Origin of the sequence: Algoriphagus aquatilis (genome assembly GCF_042657405.1) — a bacterium.
Taxonomy (GTDB): domain Bacteria; phylum Bacteroidota; class Bacteroidia; order Cytophagales; family Cyclobacteriaceae; genus Algoriphagus; species Algoriphagus aquatilis.
Genome location: NZ_JBHSKS010000004.1, coordinates 83372 through 102988 on the forward strand (window position 1 = coordinate 83372; position 19617 = coordinate 102988).

Here is a 19617-nt window from a genome sequence, read left to right on the forward strand (position 1 = left end):
CTGTAATCAAAGTGGTGAACGTGTTGCTTAAAGAATATTCAACTCCGGTTGCCGCACTGAATGTAACCGTAACCGATGTCGCGTCACACGCAGGTGCAGGTACTGAAAGCGCTGGAGCTGATGGGGTAACCGGTGCTGCTGCAACAGTGAATGGTGAACTGATCACACAGCTCGTTCCTACTGTTCTTGCATATACTGTTCCGCTGCTGTTAACCGGTGCACTGAAGCTGCCACCTGTAATCAAAGTGGTGAACGTGTTGCTTAAAGAATATTCAACTCCGGTTGCCGCACTGAATGTAACCGTAACCGATGTCGCGTCACACGCAGGTGCAGGTACTGAAAGCGCTGGAGCTGATGGGGTAGCATTCACTACAACAAGAATTTCTGCCTTTTCACTTTCACATTCTCCAACTTTAGTTTGAGAAACAAAATAAGTTTGGCTACCTACCGTAGATGTTAAAATGGTCGGGGCTGCAGCAAGTGCATTTCCATTGGAATCATACCATTTAATCGAATAACCTGATTCTGGAACTACTGATAGCGTTTGGTTTCCAGAATTTTGACAAAAATCAAACTTTTGTGCATCCGGCGCAGGTGCCGTTCTAGGAACTATTACCTCAGTAGTAACACTCTTAGAACAACCTTGGGTTGTGAATGAATAGGTTACTGTGTAAGTACCAGGTGTACTGCTAGCAAGGTTTATTACTCCAGTTGAAGAATCGATAGATAATCCAGCAGTAGATGTAAATGTACCACCTTGAACTCCAATTACTTGAGGCGTAACAGTAGTTCCATGGCCACAAAATAAATTGGAATCGTAAATGACATCTGCAGTACCAAAGTTTATTCTAACCGGTATGGGGTCAATAAAATCATCAGCGGCAGCTGTTAAGGACGCTGATGATCTTGTTTTGACCATCAAAGTGTTCACTTTGATTCCCAAACAAGGATCTACGCTACGACCAATAATTTCTGAAATGTTAATTGCCGCTTCAACAAATTGAAGAGGCTGATAAGAATTAGTGCCAAATGCGAGGTTCGCAAGTGGAGCAGAAACCACTACGTTATTGACAAAGCCAAATGCATCTGTCCCTATAATCCCTGTTTCCTCGACATAAGCAAAACCCGAAGGTGTTTGCTTCCACAGATAAACTTTAATAGTTACCGCTGAACCTCCATTGGTGTATTCAATAGAGATAAGAACATCATTAATAGTTCTTCCACCACTAGTACCAGCAGAAGTAAACCTATTATTTGCAGTATTTCTAGAAACCGTATTCTGGAAAAATTCAAATTCCAAATAACTGGTACCATTAGTAACCAAGCGATCTGAGGCAACCACTAACCAATTGTCATTATCTGAAGCTGTGCCAATGTGAAGGAAAGCGTTTCCAATGTCCCCTTTACCACCTGCGTCCCCATTAGACCATACCCAAGAATTAGGATCATCACTGGATTTGGTTCCTTGCGAAAAGATTCGGTCAGAAATAGGACCATTTTTGAATCCATCCTGAAATCTAAATGAAATAGCTGGGTCAATAGCTATCCCATTTATGTTAAACACTGAACCACCTGACCCAATACCACCGGGAAACCAATCCCCTGTATTAGCTGGACTATTGGCAATTAAATTACCATCCATTTCAATCCCTCCAATTGGAATAATTACAGGGACATTTTGGGATTTCCCAAAAAATGGAAGCAGGATGCCAACCAAAAACACTAGCGTATTCACTAGTAATTTGGTTAACCCTTTTTTACCAAAGCTCCAAAAGGAAAGTCCTAAAGGAGACCTGGTGTAGGGGTTTAGTTCGGATAAATTCTCCATACAACAGTTATTTAAAATTTTAGAGTTCAAGCATTTAAAACCCCTCTTATTGGGAAATTTTTAAGTTTTTGAAGATTGACTAGACGGTTGATTCTATTTTTCAAGGCTTAAAAGGTGATATCCTTTATGGTCCCGAACCTTTAATTTCATAATCCTGTCAAGCTTCAGCAGCTTATTATCCCTTTATTGCTGTAAAAATACATTTTATTGTTTTTCATATCCAAGCAGAATTGAAAAAATTTTTGCACATAATGCATTTTTTTTTATTTGAAATGTAATTAAAAAGAATTGAGATCCATTTTATTGTCTTATAAAAGCGATTCACTCTATTTTTTCAGGCTTTAGAAACTGCAGCTTCTTTTTAATTTTTGACATTTCATTACGCCCTTGGGGATGGGGTTAAAAGCTTCCAAAAAATCACTAAGTTGGTTATCTGTTATTTGCCACAAACTTGAAATACAGAGATCAATGGTCCAAAAAGAAGCTGAGGGGGAACTCTCTCAATTATTTGAAAATCAACTTTATAAAAGTATTTCTTTGAGGAGATCCAGTCATGAAGAGCGGATTCTCAAATTGAAAAAGATAAGAGAATGGATCAAAACCCATCAGGAAGATATAAGGAAAGCTCTTTGGCAGGATTTCAACAAACCTGCTCCTGAGGTAGATCTAAATGAGATTTTTCCTGTAACCTCAGAAATAAACCATGCGATCAAAAATCTGAAATCATGGATGGCTCCAAAGAAAGTGTCTACACCATTACCTATGATTGGCACTTCTGCATGGATCCAAGTAGAGCCTAAGGGAAGATCTCTCATCATATCTCCATGGAACTTTCCTTTTAATTTGACGATCGGCCCATTGGTATCTGCAATTGCCGCAGGTTGCACAGCAATTATTAAACCCTCCGAATTTTCTCCAAAAACATCTGAACTCATTGCCAGATTGATTAGGGATCTATTTGAAGAAGACGAAATCGCTGTTTGCTTAGGAGAAGTAGAGGTTTCTACTGAATTACTTAAGCTTCCTTTCGATCACATTTTTTTTACAGGTAGCCCTACGGTAGGAAAAATCGTAATGAAAGCCGCGGCCCAACATTTAAGTTCAGTCACCTTGGAATTGGGAGGAAAATCACCGGTAATCATTGATAGCTCAGCTGATCTTAAAGATGCAGCTCAAAAGATTATCTGGGGGAAATTTGTCAATTGTGGGCAAACTTGTATTGCCCCAGACTACATTTTGGTCCATGATAGTATTAAAGATCAATTTATCATGCAGGCAAAAATCCAGATTCAAGGCTATTATGATCCCTCATTTAATGGCATTGAGAAAAGCACCGATTATGCAAGGATCATCAACTTAAAACACTTTCAGAGACTTCAAAATATGCTGAATGATGCTTTGGTAAAAGGTGGGCAAATCGCTTTTGGGGGTAAAACAGAAATTTCATCTAAATATTTTGAGCCTACTTTAATCGCCGCAATTAGTTCTGAAATGTCTGTATTCAAAGAAGAAATATTTGGTCCAATCCTGCCTATCCTTACATATAATAACCTTCAAGAAGCTATTGATTTGATCAATTCTCAGCCAAAACCTCTTGCCCTTTATTTTTTTGGAACCAACTCATCTCATTCTAAAAAAGTAATGGATGAGACTAGTTCAGGAAATATGGTCATTAATGACTGTGTACTCCATTTCCTCCACAACGAATTACCATTTGGAGGCGTAAACAACAGCGGAATCGGAAAAGCTCATGGCTACCATGGCTTTTTGGCATTCAGTAATGAAAAAGGGGTATTAAAGCAGCGTGTTGGCTACAATAATGTCTCTCTTCTGCGACCTCCTTATGGCATAAAAGCGAAACAAATTATCTCTTCTCTTATTAAATGGTTCTGATTATGAAGCAAAGCATACTTTTTATCCGTTCATTTTTAATTCTATTTATTTCTTCAGTTTTCCTTTTCTCTTGTGCAATTGATCAGGAAAAAAATCCTGATGTTCTTCCGGCTCTAGAGATTTCAAATGTCCCTTATGGCTCGGACACAAGGCAAAAGATGGACATATTTCTTCCGGCTGGCAGATCATCAGATAAAACCCCTGTAATTATTTACATCCATGGGGGTGCCTGGATAGATGGGGATAAGAGCGAATTTTTACAAGTCAAGCCTTTGGTTGAACAATCTTTCCCTGGATTTGCCATGATTTCATTCAATTACAGATTGTTTGATTTCGTCAGTAAACAAAATAGATTCCCGGCTCAAGAAGAGGATGTTAAAGCTGCACTCCAATTTATAAGGAGTAAGCTGAAAGAGTGGAATATATCAGAAAAGATCATTTTGAGCGGTGCAAGTGCAGGAGGACACCTAGCTTTGCTTCACGGGCTTAAAAACAAAGAGTCTGACATCAAGGGATTAATCGCATTTTTCCCGCCGACTGATCTAACCAGTCTCTTTGGGTTCAATAACCTTACCACCTTGGGGCTTACAGAGATCATGGGAGGCACACCCCTGACTGTCCCCGCAAATTATCAAAACGCCAGCCCGGTGAATTTTGCGAGTTCGGAAGACCCCCCTATCATCTTTTTTCACGGAGAAACTGACCAAGTCGTGCCCATCTCTCAAAGTGAAAAGTTGGAAACCGCACTAAAAAATGTTCAGATCCGTCATCAATTCATTCGTGTTCCCAACCAGGGCCATGGGTTTGCTGCAGATACCAATGCTGCCCTATTGAGACAGGCTAAATCTTTTTTGGGGGAATTATAGAAACGAAAATCCCGCTCAAATGAGCGGGATTACCAAATTTCGTCAGACTTTTTGAAGTCCCGTAGAATGAGCCATTTTCTTAATGGCATTCACTACTTTTTCGGAAGGCTGCAGGTTGACCTGCTCCAAAAACTCCATTGTGCTCAGCATTTCTACATATTCTTGCATCAAATCGTCATCGTTGTGCAAGGCTTGCATCAAGAGTTCTTGTTCTACCTCCGGCATTTCCTGATAAATATATCTCACCAGGTCATTTGGGGTAAAAGATTTTATCATAGGCAACAGTTAATTGTTTCATCTTTTTCCTGAGGTGAATCAGCGCATAGCGCATTCTGCCTAGGGCAGTGTTTATACTCACACCAGTCTGATCGGCGATTTCCTGAAAACTCATATCCAGATAATGCCTCATAATCAAAACTTCTTTTTGAGCTTCAGGCAGTTCTTCAATCAGCTTTTTGACCATGTCAAGAGTTTCCTCCTTCACACGGATTTCCTCGATGGAATCTTCAGCAAACTTCATGGAATTGAGCAGATTGGTGCCATCCTCCAAGATAATTGTTGGATACCTCTTTGCTTTCCGGAAGTGGTCAATCGCCAAGTTATGCGCAATCCTCATTAGCCAAGGCTGAAATTTACCCTCTTCATTATACTTGTCCGAATTCAAAGTTTGAATCACTTTGACAAACACATCCTGAAGTAAATCCTCAGCGATTTCCTGATCCTTCACGATCAGAAAAATTGTGGTGTATACTTTACTTTGATACCGATCTACTAAAAGATCAAAAGCAGCCTCACTGCCATTTCTATATTGAGCTATTAACTCACCGTCCTCAGGACCCAATCGCTTACTCATCTTAAGTTGGTTTAAGTACAACGTAAAAGTCTAAGCCATAGTATCTATTTAGGTGAGAAGAAAATTTAAACTCGATCGGTAAGTTCTTTTGGGAACACTAAATCTAACCTGATTTTATTAGCAAAATCAAGTGTTAAGGAAAATTCAAAATGAAATTTTGAAAAATTACACCTAACATCAAATTGTTTTTGAAACGCATGAAAATAAATTGCCAAATCGTTTTTCACATCAACTTAGACCAAAAAAAGGGCCAAAAACCTCTTTTTTGGCACTCCTAAAATCAGCCAAAATAAATCTCATTGATTACCTTCGTGATTATACATTGAAATAATCAGCATAATGGATTTAAGCGGAAAAGTAATCAATCAGCTTCCTGAAGTAAGTGGAAGTTCAAAAAGCGGCAACTCTTGGAGAAAGCAAGAATACATCCTTGAAACTGGCGGACAATATCCTAAAAAAGTATGCGTATCTATTTGGGGAGACAAAATCGATCAATTCGGATTGAAAGTTGGCGAACAGGTCACACTTGGAATTGATGTGGAGAGTAGGGAATACAATGGACGCTGGTACACTGAAGTGAAAGCATATAAAGTAGACCGATCTCAAGTAGGGGGAAGTACAGTTGGGCCTCCTGAAGATGTGTTCTATTCCGAAAGTGAAGAGGACAAGCTTCCATTCTGAGCTATTTAAACAATCTCTTTTTTTAACTGAGTTTTTGTATGTGGGACGATTTTAACCAAGAACCTGACTGGGATGATGAGAATGAATTTGACCCCAAATCCATGCGGGATCAAATTTACTCTCATCCTCTGATGAAAAAATCTATGGAGATCGTTTCTCTCACCCATGCTTTGGTGGGGAGTCTTGACGAAGCCAGAAAAGAACTATACGGGGGCATGATGATGGAAGATGCCTCTGCTATGAGTGCCAAATTTGCCGGAGCAGAGAGTGTTGACAGCTACATCTTGAAAATGGAAAATGCTACCATTATGAAGGTACATGCAAAACACCTACGCTCCATGACGTATCAACTTGCCATGGAAGAGACTCATGCAGAGGAACATTTGCAACTGCTTCGCGAAGCAATTGATGAATTTCGAGTTCTATTTGTGGATTGGGTAAAAGACTTCGGTTCTGCTGAAAAGTACGATGATGGATGGGGGCTTTTTACCTCCTAATCCACACTTTCAAAAAATATAGGAATAAAAAAAGCGAGACTTACTCAGTCTCGCTTTTTACTTGTAGTTCGATTTCTTCTCCAGATTCATCTTGGAATCTGTATTCCGTCACGGGTAGTGAAGAATCTTTGATCAGTCTTATCCATTTGAAGTACTTGAAAAACCATTTTACTCTCCGGCTAATCAGGCCTGTAGTAAAATACGCATGCAGATAGGGGTGCAGCCCGATGTGGATTTTGTCCACGTTTTGGATCGTAGCGATATGCTCCAGGTCATGCTCCAACTTATCAGCCACCAAAATGGAAGCTTGAATTTTGCCGGTACCGTTACAAGCGGGGCAGGTTTCCTTGGTCACAATGTTGACTTCAGGGCGAACACGCTGCCGAGTGATTTGCATGAGCCCAAATTTGCTCAGAGGCAAGACGGTATGCTTGGACCTATCAGATTTCATCTCCAGCATCATTGCATCATAGATTGCCTTCTTATTTTCGGCCTTTTTCATGTCGATAAAATCGACCACAATGATGCCTCCCATGTCTCGGAGGCGGAGCTGTCTGGCAATTTCTTTAGCAGCGACCAGGTTAGTTTTCAGTGCTGTAGATTCCTGGTCACTTTCTTGGTTGGACTTGTTGCCACTGTTGACGTCGATGACATGCAGGGCTTCTGTGTGCTCAATGATAACGTAGCCTCCCTGAGGAAGACTGACGGTCTGTCCAAACAAGCTTTTGATTTGCTTTTCGATTCCAAAACTTTCAAATAGCTTGACTTTACCGTTGTAAAGCTTGACAATTTTTTCTTTTTCAGGTGCTATAGACCTGATGTAGGAACGGATCTGATCGTAAGTTGACTCTTCTTCTACGGTGATTGCGTCGAATGATTCATTGAGCAGGTCTCTCACTAGTGAGGAAGCCATGCTCATCTCTCCGATGATTTTGTCCCGGCTTTTGGCTTTCAGCAATTTCTTCATTCCTTCTTCCCAATTGGTGAGAAGATTTCGAAGGTCTTTATCAAGTTCCGTCACGGACTGTCCTTCGGCCACCGTTCGGATGATTACTCCGAAGTTGGCAGGTTTGATCGAATTGATGAGTCTGAGTAGCCTTTTGCGCTCTTCGCTGCTTCGAATTTTTTTGGATACATTGACAGTATCCGAGAAAGGTACGAGCACCAAGTAGCGTCCGGGTAGAGAGAGCTCACAGGATAATCGAGGGCCTTTGGTGGAAATAGGTTCTTTGACTACCTGAACCAACACCTGAGTGGTCTTGGCTAGAGTTTTGTCGATTTTACCGACTTTATCTATTTCAGGTTCATTCTCGAAACCCTTCAGCATGTAGTTAGTATAGTTGTTGTTGCGTACCATTTTGGTAAACTTCAACAGACTATTGACATTCGGGCCAAGGTCCTGGTAATGAAGAAAGGCATCTTTCTCATACCCAACGTCAATGAACGCAGCATTGAGTCCATTGACGATCTTTCGGACCGTGCCCAAGTAAATGTCTCCTACTTTAAACTGATTGTCCATTCCTTCGGAATGCAGTTCAACCAGCTGCTTTTCCTGCAGTAAGGCAATTCGACTCCCGTTTTGAGCAGAATCGATTAACAATTCCGTACTCAAATTTTCGTCTTATAATATGTAAATGAACGTGTTGTGTAAAAACAGGAAAAGAAGAAGTGTATTACTTCTTCTTATGTCTGTTTTTTCTAAGTCTCTTTTTACGCTTGTGAGTCGCGATCTTATGTCTTTTTCTTTTCTTACCGCAAGGCATAGTCTTTTGAATTTAAAGTGTTTAGAATAATTTATAGCTTGTCGAGATAGCTTTGAACACTACTGATGATCATTGGATCTTGAGTAATTTTCTTTACCGACTCAAACTGTGCTTTCGCTTTGTTTTTTTCATTGGACTCAAAATAGCTAACTGCCAGATAAAATTGACCTTGAACATTCTGTGGATGATATTTAATCAATTCCTCAAATCGCTCAGCAGCTTTTTTATATTGACCGGATTGCATTGAAAGGATTCCCATGTTAAACAGCCCATCCTCATTTTGGGGATCCTTTTCGAGAACTTCCCGAAGCATGGTAATCCCTTCCATTGGATTAGCTGAAGACACATAGGTCATCGCAATTTTTGTTTTCAAGTCCAATCGGTTTGGATCTTTTTCCAAAACCTTACTGAGATATTTTCTGGTTTTGTCGGCCAGTGCTTCAACCTTCTTTTTATCCAATGCAAAAGAAAACGCTTCATAGCTTGCTTTCCCAGCTTCTTCTGCGAAGGATAAATTATCAGGCGAGGTTAGTGCTACCTGATCCCAATAATATGCGGCACTGTCAAATAAACCCTCTTCTTTATATATTCCTGCTAAGGTCTGAGCAGCAGCCACTTTCTCTTCATTAGTAGGAGCACTGAGAAAGTTTTGAATCAATCGATCAGCCTGATTTCTATTTTCAGAAGAAAGCTCATTCTCGTGAGATTCGGAAATGACATCCGAGGAAGGGCCAGATTGATCACCTGATTCCTCAACCTTTGCTGCCGTCGCATCATTATCTACCACCACTTTAGGGAGTGAGAATAATACTATGATTGAGACTATTCCTAATGCAACAAGAATGAGCTGAGATTTTTTCATACTAAAGGTTGCTCAGAATTAATCCTGAGGAGCCAATTGTTTGATTTTTTTGCTGTTTTTGATTTTCTCTACAAACACCTTGGAAGGCTTGAAAGCCGGAATATAGTGCTCGTCGATCACGATAGCCGTATTCTTAGAGATATTACGGGCGATTTTCTTAGCTCTTTTCTTATTGATAAAGCTGCCAAAACCTCTTACGTAGATGTTTTCTCCTTCTGCCATGGAGTCCTTTACGACTTTGAAGAACGCCTCGATGGCTTGTGTCACATCATCCTTCTGGATTCCGGTTTTGTCGGAAATCTTGGTGATTACTTCTGCTTTTGTCACAGTGATTTTAATTTAGAAATTACGAAATAAGCTTAACAACCTATTAACCAAGTGTTTTTGGGACTGCAAATGTACGAGAACCGACGCAATTAAAAAACATATTCAAAAAAATTCCCTTGGTTTGTATGCAGAAATATTCACCCTTATGAACAGTAAAAAGTCTGAAAATCAAGCTTTTTCAAATCAAATTATTTCTTGGTATAGAGAAAATCCTCGAGAATTACCTTGGAGAGAAACCTCTGATCCATACAAAATCTGGCTTTCCGAAATCATTTTGCAGCAAACCAGAGTGGCGCAGGGTTTACCTTATTATTATGCTTTTACCCAAACCTTTCCGACAGTAAAAGACTTGGCATTGGCATCAGAATCTGAAGTCCTCCGACTTTGGCAAGGACTTGGTTATTATAGCCGCGCCAGAAATCTGCACTCTTGCGCAAAGTCCATTTGGAATGACTTGGGAGGACGATTTCCATCCAGTTATGAATCACTTATCAAGCTAAAAGGGGTAGGCAGCTACACAGCAGCTGCAATATCGAGTTTCGCATTTGGTGAAGTAAAGGCCGTTGTTGATGGGAACGTATTCCGTGTATTATCCCGATACTTCGGTATCGACACAGATATAGCTAGTGGGAGAGCAAAAAAAGAGTTTGAAAAACTAGCCAACCAACTTATTCCGGAAAAAGCCCCTGCGGAGTTTAATCAGGCCATGATGGACTTTGGAGCAAGACAGTGCATTCCTAAAAATCCAGCATGCGAAAACTGTCCTCTCCAAGTCACTTGTTTTGCCTTTAAAAATGACTTAGTGGGTCAATTACCTGTAAAAATCAACAAAACAAAGGTTAAGGAAAGAAAGCTAGACTACCTAGTCATCCAATGCGGAGATCATTGGGTATGGAAAAAAAGGGGCGCAGGAGATATATGGACCGGACTTTATGATTTCCCTCTTTTGGAATCCGTGCTTTTGCCATTTGAAGGAAAAGAAAAACCGAAGCCATTATCTAAAAAATATCGACACATTTTGTCACATCAACGACTGGATGCAAGTTTTTCAAAAATGGAAATCCCGGCAGAAAAGTATTCTGAGCTTTCAGAATGGTGCAAAAAAGAAGGCTACTTGCTGGTGAATGAAAATGAAATAGAGCATTTAGCCAAACCTAAATTGATTGTGAATTTTTTGAACGATCAGGGTATTTGAGTAATTTCAATTTCACAATTTTTTTTCACACAAAACTTACAGCTATGGCAGGAGTAAACAAAGTAATTTTATTGGGAAATCTGGGAGCCGACCCAGAGGTGAAGTATCTTGAGGGAGACAAAGTAGTCGCCAATCTAAGCCTTGCAACCACGGAGGCATACAATGACCGAAATGGAAACAGAGTGGAACAAACCGAATGGCATGATTTGGAACTTTGGGATCAGCAAGCAAAAATCGCTGAGAAATACCTGAAGAAAGGATCACAAATCTATGTTGAAGGTAAAATCAAATCTGACAAGTGGACAGATGAGCAAGGCCAGAATCGAAAAAAAACCAAAATTAGAGTCTTAAGCTTCACCATGGTAGGAGGAAGGCCCGATGGAATGGGCAATCCAAATCCCTCCCCGCCACAATCGGATACATCTTCTCCTAGTTCAAAACCGACTACTTCCATGAGTTCGGGTGGAGGCCCTGATATCTCTTTGGATGACGCAGACGACGATTTGCCATTTTAACAATCACTTCAAATCCCTTTTCCCTTTGGTAAAAGGGATTTGTTAAATTTGTCCCACCAATATTAACACTAATGGACGACCCCTACCCGAGTTATTTTCTTATTGCTCAAGTCCCTGAGATAACATTTAGCTATATCCTATTAAATGGATTAGCGCTTATTTTTTTATTGATAGGTTCAGCTTTGGTTTCCGGCTCAGAGGTTGCTTTTTTTTCTCTTACCAAAGAAGATCTCGGAGAAATCAGCGAAACCAACCCGGAAAAAGGAAGATTAATCAACAAATTGGTCTCATCCCCCAAAAGGCTCCTCAGTACTATTTTAATTCTGAATAACCTCATCAATATCGCAATAGTCACCCTGACAACCTTTGTTTCCTGGAGTATTTTTGGAATGAACGCTACCGGAATAGTGGTGGTGCTCATTCAAACGGTGGGCGTGACCTTTGCCATCGTTTTCTTTGGAGAAATCGTACCCAAGGTCTATGCAAACCAAGCCAAAATTGGTTTTGCACTCAATCTTGCCCCATATATCAGTTTTTTTAATTCTGCATTAAAACCTGTGTCAGCATTTTTGATGGCTTTCAGCAATATCATTGAAAAAAGAATCCAACAAAAGGGTTACTCCCTTTCTGTGGATGAACTCAATCAAGCATTGGAACTTACTACGGAGGATACACCTGAAGAGGAAAAGGAAATTCTGAAAGGCATCGTAAATTTTGGTACTCTCAGCGTAAGGCAAGTGATGAAAAGCCGTATGGAAATCACCGCGGTCGATGCCGAAATTGATTTCCATGAACTCATGGATAAAATAAATAAGAGTGGTTATTCTAGAATCCCTGTATTTGAAGAGACCATTGACAATATTCTGGGTATTCTTTACATCAAAGACCTTTTACCACACATTGATAAAGACGAAACATTTGACTGGAAATCACTTATTAGAAAAAGCTTTTTCGTCCCAGAAAATAAAAAGGTGGACTCCTTATTAAAGGACTTCCAAAAGATGCGGGTCCACATGGCCATCGTGGTGGATGAGTATGGAGGCACGTCAGGGTTGGTCACTTTAGAAGATTTAATAGAAGAGATCATTGGGGAAATCAATGACGAGTTTGATGATACAGATACAATCTTTTTTCAGGAGATTGATTCCGACACCTTTATTTTTGAAGGAAAAGTTTCATTGAATGACTTCTGTAAAAAGCTGGAATTAGATCCGCAGATTTTTGAAGAGGTAAAAGGAGAAAGCGAATCCCTAGGTGGTCTGCTACTGGAACTCAACTCCAAATTACCTAAAAATGGAACCAAGATACCGTTTGAAAACTTCGAATTCACAGTTTTGGCAGTTGATTCCAGAAAAATCAAAAAGGTGAAAGTACACTTGAAATCTGGGGAAAAAGACAGCTCAACAGCCTTCACCGACTAAATTGTTGAATTTTTTTATTCTGTAAAATAGAAAATTTACAGAATTTTATTTCTTTTTTTCATTTAAAACATCCATTCAGAAGTCGTGAGTAGATTTTCTGAAAAATAAAAAATTCGAAATTTTTTTTTCAATTTTTCAAAAAAACCATTTTTATCAATTTGAACATATTTTTTGACCAAATAAGCTATAATAACAACCAACATTCGATCAAAAAAATATTTTTTTCAGATTTTAACTTCAAAAAAAATCAGATTTATAATTTCCAAAAAAATCAAGTAAGTTGTTTTTTATAAATAATACGGCATTAAAATAGCCACTTCATTGCCGTAATTTTAACAAAAGATTTTTTTTTTGTAATTTTTGGAAATTTTAAACCTATTAAATACTAACTAGAATGCAACAAGGTTTATATCGATCGGAGTTTGAGCATGACTCCTGCGGTATTGGCGCGGTGGTTGACTTGAGTAATACACCCACTCACGAAACTATCAGCGATGCCTTATACATGCTGAGCAACATGGAGCACCGTGGTGGCCGCGGTTCGGATCCCAAGACAGGAGACGGAGCAGGCATATCCATTCAGGTGCCACACCAGTTTCTAAAGGATGTAACCGCCCGTACTGAAATCAACTTACCCGAACCCGGTTTTTATGGGGTAGGGATGACTTTCTTTCCCAAAAACAAACAGCTTTACAAGAGATCAAAAGCCCTCCTAAACCAATTGATCGAGGAGCTGGATTTTGAACTTATTGGATATCGAGAAGTCCCCGTGGATGAAACAGTCCCTGGATCAGGCGCGCTAGACGTAATGCCAAATATTGAGCAACTATTCGTAAGTCATAAAAAAAGACTTACCGGAATTGATTTGGAGAGAAAGCTATATGTGCTCAGAAACTACGCCACCTCTAAGATAAACTCGGAGATTCCAGGAGTAAATCATTCTTTTTATTTCGCCAGCCTCAGCTCACTCACTCTTATATATAAGGGGCAATTGAGAACTGATCAGGTTTTGGCATTTTATAAAGACCTTCAAAATCCACGGATTGAGTCAGCCTTCGCGATCGTTCACTCCAGATTTTCAACCAATACCTTTCCAAACTGGAGATTGGCTCAGCCTTTCCGATTCCTCTCTCATAACGGGGAAATCAACACCATACGAGGTAACCTCAACAAAATGAAGTCCAAGGAGGCCTTGATGAAGTCCAAGTTTTTCACGGATGAGGAGTTGGCCAAACTGATGCCCATCACCAATAAGATGAACTCAGACTCAGCGAACCTCGATGCCATGGTGGAACTGTTGACCCTAAGCGGTCGTTCACTTCCCCATGCCATGATGATGCTTGTTCCTGAAGCTTGGCAGGATAATGAAGTAATGGATCGCGACCGGAAGGCTTTCTACAAGTTTCACGCATCATTAGTAGAACCTTGGGATGGTCCTGCCGCCCTTTTATTCACAGACGGTAAATCAGTAGGTGCAACTCTTGATCGAAATGGACTCCGACCACTCAGATATTTTATTACAAAAGACAACCGACTAATCCTTTCCTCTGAAGCAGGTGCACTGCCGATCAGAGAGGCTACCATAACTGAAAAAGGTCGTATCAGCCCAGGTAGAATGCTATGGGCAGATTTGGAAAAAGGACGTGTACTCTTTGACGAAGAAGTAAAAGGAGAAATCTGCCGACGACAACCTTATGAAAAATGGGTCAATGAGCAACGGACCAAGCTCCGATTTGTACCCGATCCGGAAGAACTTTCTCATCCTTATTCTACCGAGCAAATTCAAAAGAGTCAGACGGTCTTTGGGTATACTTCCGAAGAGCTGAAAGTCATTCTTGCACCAATGGGAGATACCGGCTATGAGGCAGTGGGCTCCATGGGTGCAGATACGCCATTGGCCGTATTGTCCAAGCAAAGCCAGCACATTTCCAATTACTTCAAGCAGCTCTTTGCTCAGGTAAGTAACCCTCCTATTGATCCAATCCGAGAACGCTTGGTGATGTCACTTTTCACCCGAATCGGTGAAGGACACAATATCTTGGAAGAAAGCCCTCAGCATACCAAGCAGATCCATATTTCCCAGCCTGTTCTTCTCAATGAGGATTTAGAAAAAATCACTAGAATGGGACATCTCGGCTACAGGTCCAAAAGACTGTTGGGCCACTTTGTAGCAGATCACAAGCCAGGCAGATTGTTGGAAGCTTTGGACAAGCTTTGTTTGGAAGCGGAGGAAGCCATCCTGAATGAAGGAAAAAATGTATTGATCATTTCAGATCGCAACAGTTCTGAAAACCATGCTCCCATTCCTTCCTTACTTGCCATAGGAGCCGTTCACCAACATTTGGTAAAGAAAAAAATCAGGACGAGAGCCGGATTGGTATTGGAATCCGCTGACATCAGAGAAGTTCACCATTTTGCCACAGCGATTGGATATGGTGTATCGGCTATCAATCCTTATTTGGCTTTAGAATCCTTATTGGATCTCTTCAAAAAAGGCCAACTGAGCAAAGTAAAAGACGAAAAAACCCTATTTGCCAATTATCAAGACGCCATCGGAAAAGGCCTTCTAAAGGTTCTTTCCAAAATGGGGATTTCAACGCTTCAATCTTACCAAGGAGCTCAGATTTTCGAGGCAATTGGATTGGGTCCTGAAGTGATGGACCGTTGTTTCAAAGGCACCGTATCCCGAATTAGCGGGATCTCTTTTGATGAATTGGCAGAAGAAGTATTGATCCGACATAGAGCAGCTTATGAGACGCATTCACCTGTACTCGAAACAGGAGGAGTCTATCAGTGGAAGCGAAGAGGGGAAAAACACATGTTTAACCCTGAGACGATCCATTTACTTCAGAAATCAACCCGACTGGGTGATTACGAGATGTATAAAAAGTTTGCTGCCAAAATCAATGAGCAAACTAAGGATGCGTTGACACTGAGGGGACTTTTTGAATTCAAAAAACAAATCAGTGTACCACTCGATGAGGTGGAGCCTGCCGAAAAAATCATGAGACGATTTGCCACTGGTGCAATGTCCTTTGGATCGATCTCTCATGAAGCTCACACCACTCTGGCCATAGCCATGAACCGAATCGGTGCAAAAAGCAACTCAGGTGAGGGGGGAGAAGACGAGATCAGATATGAGAAAAAGCCAAACGGAGACTGGGAACGCTCAGCCATCAAGCAAGTTGCTTCTGGCCGTTTTGGGGTGACTTCCCACTACCTGACCAACGCTGCCGAGCTTCAGATCAAAATGGCTCAGGGTGCAAAACCCGGTGAAGGTGGTCAGCTACCTGGACATAAAGTAGATGAGTGGATCGGACGAGTAAGACATTCTACTCCAGGAGTAGGATTGATTTCACCGCCTCCACATCACGACATTTATTCGATCGAAGACTTGGCACAGCTCATTTTCGACCTGAAAAATGCGAACAGAAAAGCCAGAATCAATGTGAAACTGGTGTCTCAAGCGGGAGTCGGAACTGTAGCTGCGGGTGTTGCCAAAGCTGCTGCCGACGTGATCTTGATCGCGGGTGCAGACGGTGGAACCGGAGCTTCACCACTCAGCTCAATCCGACATGCAGGGCTTCCTTGGGAGCTTGGTCTTTCGGAAGCTCATCAGACCTTGGTAAAAAACAACCTCAGAAGCCGTGTAGTACTTCAGACAGACGGACAACTCCGAACCGGTCGTGACCTGGCCATTGCTACCCTTTTGGGAGCTGAGGAGTGGGGTATCGCTACGGGTGCATTGGTAGTGGAAGGTTGCATCATGATGCGTAAGTGTCACCTGAATACCTGCCCTGTGGGCATCGCTACACAAGATCCTGACTTGAGAAAACTATTTACCGGCGACCCTGAGCACGTGGTGAATTACTTCAAATTCCTTGTTCAGGATCTTCGTGAAATTATGGCTTCTCTCGGCTTCCGAACTATTGATGAGATGGTCGGCCAAAGTCAAGTGCTTCAATCCACTGGACACCTCAATCACTGGAAGTGGGATAAAATCGACCTTTCTCCAATTTTCCATAAAGTGGAAGTGCCTGATCATGTGGGTATCCACAAGCAAATCGATCAGGAATTTGAGTTACAAAATGTACTCGACAGACAACTGATCAAAGCAGCGACACCGGCACTGGAGCAGGCTATCCAAGTACAAGGCAACTTCCAGATCAAAAATACCGACCGATCCGTGGGGGCTATGCTCTCCAATGAGATTTCAAAAATCTACGGAGGAGTGGGATTACCAGAAGACACCATTCACTTTAAATTCAACGGTTCGGCTGGTCAGACTTTTGGCGGTTTCTTGGCCAAAGGAGTCAACTTTGAACTGGAAGGTGAAGCCAATGACTACTTCGGAAAGGGTCTTTCCGGAGGTCGTCTCATCATCTATCCAAGCCGCAATGCGCGATTTGTGCCTGAGGAAAACATCATCATCGGCAATGTGGCCTTCTATGGAGCTACATCGGGTGAAGCTTATATCAACGGAAAAGGCGGAGAACGATTCTGCGTACGAAACTCAGGCGTCAAAACCGTCATCGAAGGAATCGGAGATCATGGCTGTGAATACATGACCGGTGGACTTGTGATCAACCTCGGTGAAATAGGTAGAAACTTTGCCGCAGGTATGAGCGGGGGAATCGCCTACATTCTCAAGGACTACATCACGGAGATCAATACCGAAATGGTGGACATTGATCTACTCGAAGAGGAAGATTTTGCCACGATCAAAGCCTATCTCAAGCGTCATGTCAAGCTGACCAACAGTGGTTTGGGACAAAAATTCCTAGACGAATGGGAAACTGCCAAACAGAAATTCATCAAAGTAATCCCAAGAGATTACAAGGCAGTTTTGGAAAAAAGAGCAAAAGAACAAGCTAAATCATTGGTGTAAGATGGGAGCGAAAGACGGATTTATCCAATTTAAAAGAGAAACACCTGTAAGCCGCGATCCAAAAGAGCGAATCGGCGATTACAGAGAAATATACGAGCCATTTTCTGGGGAAAAACTCAATCACCAGGCTGCTCGGTGCATGGATTGCGGAGTTCCATTTTGCCACAACGGCTGCCCTTTGGGTAATGTGATTCCGGAATTCAATGATGCAGTGTACAACAAAGAGTGGGCTCAAGCCATCAACATTCTTCGCAGCACCAACAATTTCCCGGAATTTACCGGTCGAATTTGCCCAGCTCCTTGCGAAGCTAGCTGCGTACTCGGCATCAATAAAGATCCTGTAGCAATCGAGCTGATCGAAAAGAGCATTGCAGAGAAAGCTTATGAATTAGGCCTAATCACTGCCAATCCACCTGCTTCCCGTACAGGGAAAAAAGTAGCGGTCATCGGCTCGGGTCCTGCCGGTCTAGCTGCTGCAGACCAACTGAATCAAGCAGGTCACGAAGTAACCCTTTTTGAAAAGGATGCGAAAGTCGGAGGCTTGCTTCGATATGGTATTCCAGATTTCAAATTGGAAAAATGGGTGATTGATCGTCGGATTGAATTGATGCGGCAAGAAGGGGTGATCTTCTCCACCAAAACTGAAATTGGAACGAGCATCAAAGCGGACTCCATCCTTCAAAATTACGATGCGGTCGTACTTTCTACCGGAGCTCAGCAACCCAGAGCGTTGAATATCAAAGGCGATAAACTCAAAGGAGTTCATTTTGCCATGGAATTCTTGGGAAGACAAAATCAGGTCATCGGAGGTGAACTGGGTGAAAATCCGATTTCAGCCAAAGGAAAACACGTCATCGTCATCGGAGGTGGAGATACCGGAAGTGATTGTATCGGTACATCCAATCGCCATGGCGCTGCATCTATCACGCAATTGGAATTGCTACCAAAGCCTCCGAAACAGCGAAATACGCTAAACCCTTGGCCGGAGTGGCCGATGACGCTCAGAACATCCAGTTCGCATGAAGAAGGTGCCGAGCGGATGTTTTCCATCCTCACCAAAGAATTTGTGGGAAATGAGGCAGGAGAAGTTACTGGCTTGACTCTAGTGGATATTGAGTGGAAGGAGAAAGGCGGACGGATGACTTTCGAAGAAATCCCAGGCACTGAACGTACAGTACCTTGTGACTTGGCATTTATTGCCATTGGCTATATGGGACCTGCTCAAAATGGACTCTTACAGGCTTTTGGAGTAGATACATTAGAAAACAGCCTCCCAAAATCAAAAAATTTCCAGAGTACAAACCCGAAGGTTTTCCTGGCAGGAGACATGCGCAGAGGCCAATCTTTGGTCGTATGGGCAATTTCCGAAGGCCGGGAAGCTGCTGTCAAAGTAGATGAATTCCTGATGGGATCATCGACACTACCGATGAAGGATGCTTCATTCTTTGAGGTAGAAGAGCAAATCGCGGGTTAAAGTCAGCGTAAACCCATTGGGCTTACACTGACCATCAATAGTACCCTGTTTAGTTGACCCACCTGCGATATAGAAAGCCCCGTGATGCGGGGCTTTCTTAGTTTATCTACCTCCGCCTCGATGGGGTCGATGCCGTGATTCAAAATCTCTTCTGTTTTCCACCATCCCTCCGGGTCTTCTTCCTGACTGACGGTCCACCTTGATTTCTTCCCATTGCTTCCTCTGCTCCTCGGTAAGGACTTCTTTGATTTTCTCCTCTTGAGCTTTCATTTCAGCTTTTCTTGCTTCCATCTCAGCTCGTTGCTTTTCCATTTCTGCAGCGCGATTTTTTGCGTGCTCCAGGTTAATTGCGAGGACTTTCTGCTTTTGCTCCTCAGATAATTTTAATTCCGAAGCCATCTTTTCGGTCATTCGCTGAGCACGGTCTTCAGGGCTTGGCATTTTTCTTTGATCTTGGGCAGCTACTCCCAGACTCATCATGGTCAGTAATGCTGCCCCAATCATCCATTGTTTCATAGGTGTTTTGGTTTGTTTGCAGATTAGACCAAGAGCAT

At 41.8% G+C, this 19617-nt stretch carries 16 protein-coding genes; 9 read left to right on the plus strand and 7 right to left on the minus strand.

Features of this window, described 5'->3' with window-relative positions; translation table 11 throughout:
- On the minus strand, positions 1-1828 hold a 1828-nt coding region (locus tag ACFPIK_RS06600), incomplete at its 3' end, for an Ig-like domain-containing protein (RefSeq protein ID WP_377913481.1).
- A gap of 468 nt (positions 1829-2296) precedes the next feature.
- Here ACFPIK_RS06600 and ACFPIK_RS06605 point away from each other — a divergent pair.
- Together ACFPIK_RS06605 and ACFPIK_RS06610 are read left to right on the plus strand one after the other, a co-directional pair.
- Positions 2297-3721: an aldehyde dehydrogenase family protein gene (locus ACFPIK_RS06605; protein ID WP_377914066.1), complete on the plus strand. Its 1425-nt coding sequence runs from the start codon at positions 2297-2299 to the stop codon at positions 3719-3721.
- Positions 3722-3723: 2 nt separating this feature from the next.
- Positions 3724-4587, plus strand: coding sequence for a prolyl oligopeptidase family serine peptidase (locus ACFPIK_RS06610; RefSeq protein ID WP_377913483.1), 864 nt, complete (start codon positions 3724-3726; stop codon positions 4585-4587).
- A gap of 42 nt (positions 4588-4629) precedes the next feature.
- On the opposite strand, the gene ACFPIK_RS06615 is transcribed toward ACFPIK_RS06610, so the two are convergent.
- Together ACFPIK_RS06615 and ACFPIK_RS06620 are read right to left on the minus strand one after the other, a co-directional pair.
- A complete protein-coding gene (locus ACFPIK_RS06615) occupies positions 4630-4863 on the minus strand; it encodes a hypothetical protein (protein ID WP_377913485.1) in 234 nt (77 codons plus the stop codon).
- Entirely contained in the window at positions 4838-5440 is a 603-nt protein-coding gene (locus ACFPIK_RS06620) for an RNA polymerase sigma factor (protein WP_377913487.1), read from the minus strand. Before ACFPIK_RS06620 ends, ACFPIK_RS06615 begins: the two co-directional genes overlap by 26 nt.
- 339 nt (positions 5441-5779) lie before the next feature.
- On the opposite strand from ACFPIK_RS06620, the gene ACFPIK_RS06625 reads away from it, so the two are divergent.
- On the plus strand, positions 5780-6121 hold the full coding sequence (locus ACFPIK_RS06625; protein WP_377913489.1) for a DUF3127 domain-containing protein: 342 nt from the start codon (positions 5780-5782) through the stop codon (positions 6119-6121).
- A gap of 38 nt (positions 6122-6159) precedes the next feature.
- Positions 6160-6618 (plus strand): hypothetical protein, encoded by a 459-nt coding sequence (locus tag ACFPIK_RS06630; RefSeq protein WP_377913491.1) that lies wholly within the window; start codon positions 6160-6162, stop codon positions 6616-6618.
- Positions 6619-6658: 40 nt separating this feature from the next.
- Here the strand turns inward: ACFPIK_RS06630 and ACFPIK_RS06635 are convergent, their stop codons facing one another.
- The 3 genes from ACFPIK_RS06635 to ACFPIK_RS06645 all read right to left on the minus strand — a co-directional run bounded on the left by ACFPIK_RS06635 (position 6659) and on the right by ACFPIK_RS06645 (position 9570).
- A complete protein-coding gene (locus ACFPIK_RS06635; protein WP_377913493.1) occupies positions 6659-8230 on the minus strand; it encodes an Rne/Rng family ribonuclease in 1572 nt (523 codons plus the stop codon).
- Positions 8231-8412: 182 nt separating this feature from the next.
- Positions 8413-9243: a tetratricopeptide repeat protein gene (locus ACFPIK_RS06640; RefSeq protein WP_377913495.1), complete on the minus strand. Its 831-nt coding sequence runs from the start codon at positions 9241-9243 to the stop codon at positions 8413-8415.
- A gap of 18 nt (positions 9244-9261) precedes the next feature.
- Positions 9262-9570 (minus strand): HU family DNA-binding protein, encoded by a 309-nt coding sequence (locus tag ACFPIK_RS06645; protein ID WP_187174447.1) that lies wholly within the window; start codon positions 9568-9570, stop codon positions 9262-9264.
- 145 nt (positions 9571-9715) lie between these two features.
- On the opposite strand from ACFPIK_RS06645, the gene mutY reads away from it, so the two are divergent.
- The 5 genes from mutY (at position 9716) to ACFPIK_RS06670 (ending at position 19063) form a co-directional block, all read left to right on the plus strand.
- Complete coding sequence (gene mutY, locus ACFPIK_RS06650) at positions 9716-10765, plus strand: A/G-specific adenine glycosylase (protein WP_377913497.1); 1050 nt, start codon at positions 9716-9718, stop codon at positions 10763-10765.
- Between the two features lie 44 nt (positions 10766-10809).
- Positions 10810-11280 carry a single-stranded DNA-binding protein gene (locus tag ACFPIK_RS06655; RefSeq protein ID WP_377913499.1) on the plus strand — a complete coding sequence of 157 codons (471 nt, stop codon included), beginning with the start codon at positions 10810-10812 and terminating at the stop codon, positions 11278-11280.
- Between the two features lie 71 nt (positions 11281-11351).
- Positions 11352-12701: a gliding motility-associated protein GldE gene (gene gldE, locus ACFPIK_RS06660; protein ID WP_377913501.1), complete on the plus strand. Its 1350-nt coding sequence runs from the start codon at positions 11352-11354 to the stop codon at positions 12699-12701.
- 394 nt (positions 12702-13095) lie between these two features.
- Positions 13096-17589: a glutamate synthase large subunit gene (gene gltB, locus ACFPIK_RS06665; RefSeq protein ID WP_377913503.1), complete on the plus strand. Its 4494-nt coding sequence runs from the start codon at positions 13096-13098 to the stop codon at positions 17587-17589.
- 1 nt (position 17590) lies between these two features.
- Positions 17591-19063 carry a glutamate synthase subunit beta gene (locus ACFPIK_RS06670; protein WP_377913505.1) on the plus strand — a complete coding sequence of 491 codons (1473 nt, stop codon included), beginning with the start codon at positions 17591-17593 and terminating at the stop codon, positions 19061-19063.
- 102 nt (positions 19064-19165) lie between these two features.
- Here the strand turns inward: ACFPIK_RS06670 and ACFPIK_RS06675 are convergent, their stop codons facing one another.
- Positions 19166-19579 (minus strand): DUF4890 domain-containing protein, encoded by a 414-nt coding sequence (locus ACFPIK_RS06675; RefSeq protein WP_377913507.1) that lies wholly within the window; start codon positions 19577-19579, stop codon positions 19166-19168.
- Positions 19580-19617: the final 38 nt, after the last annotated feature.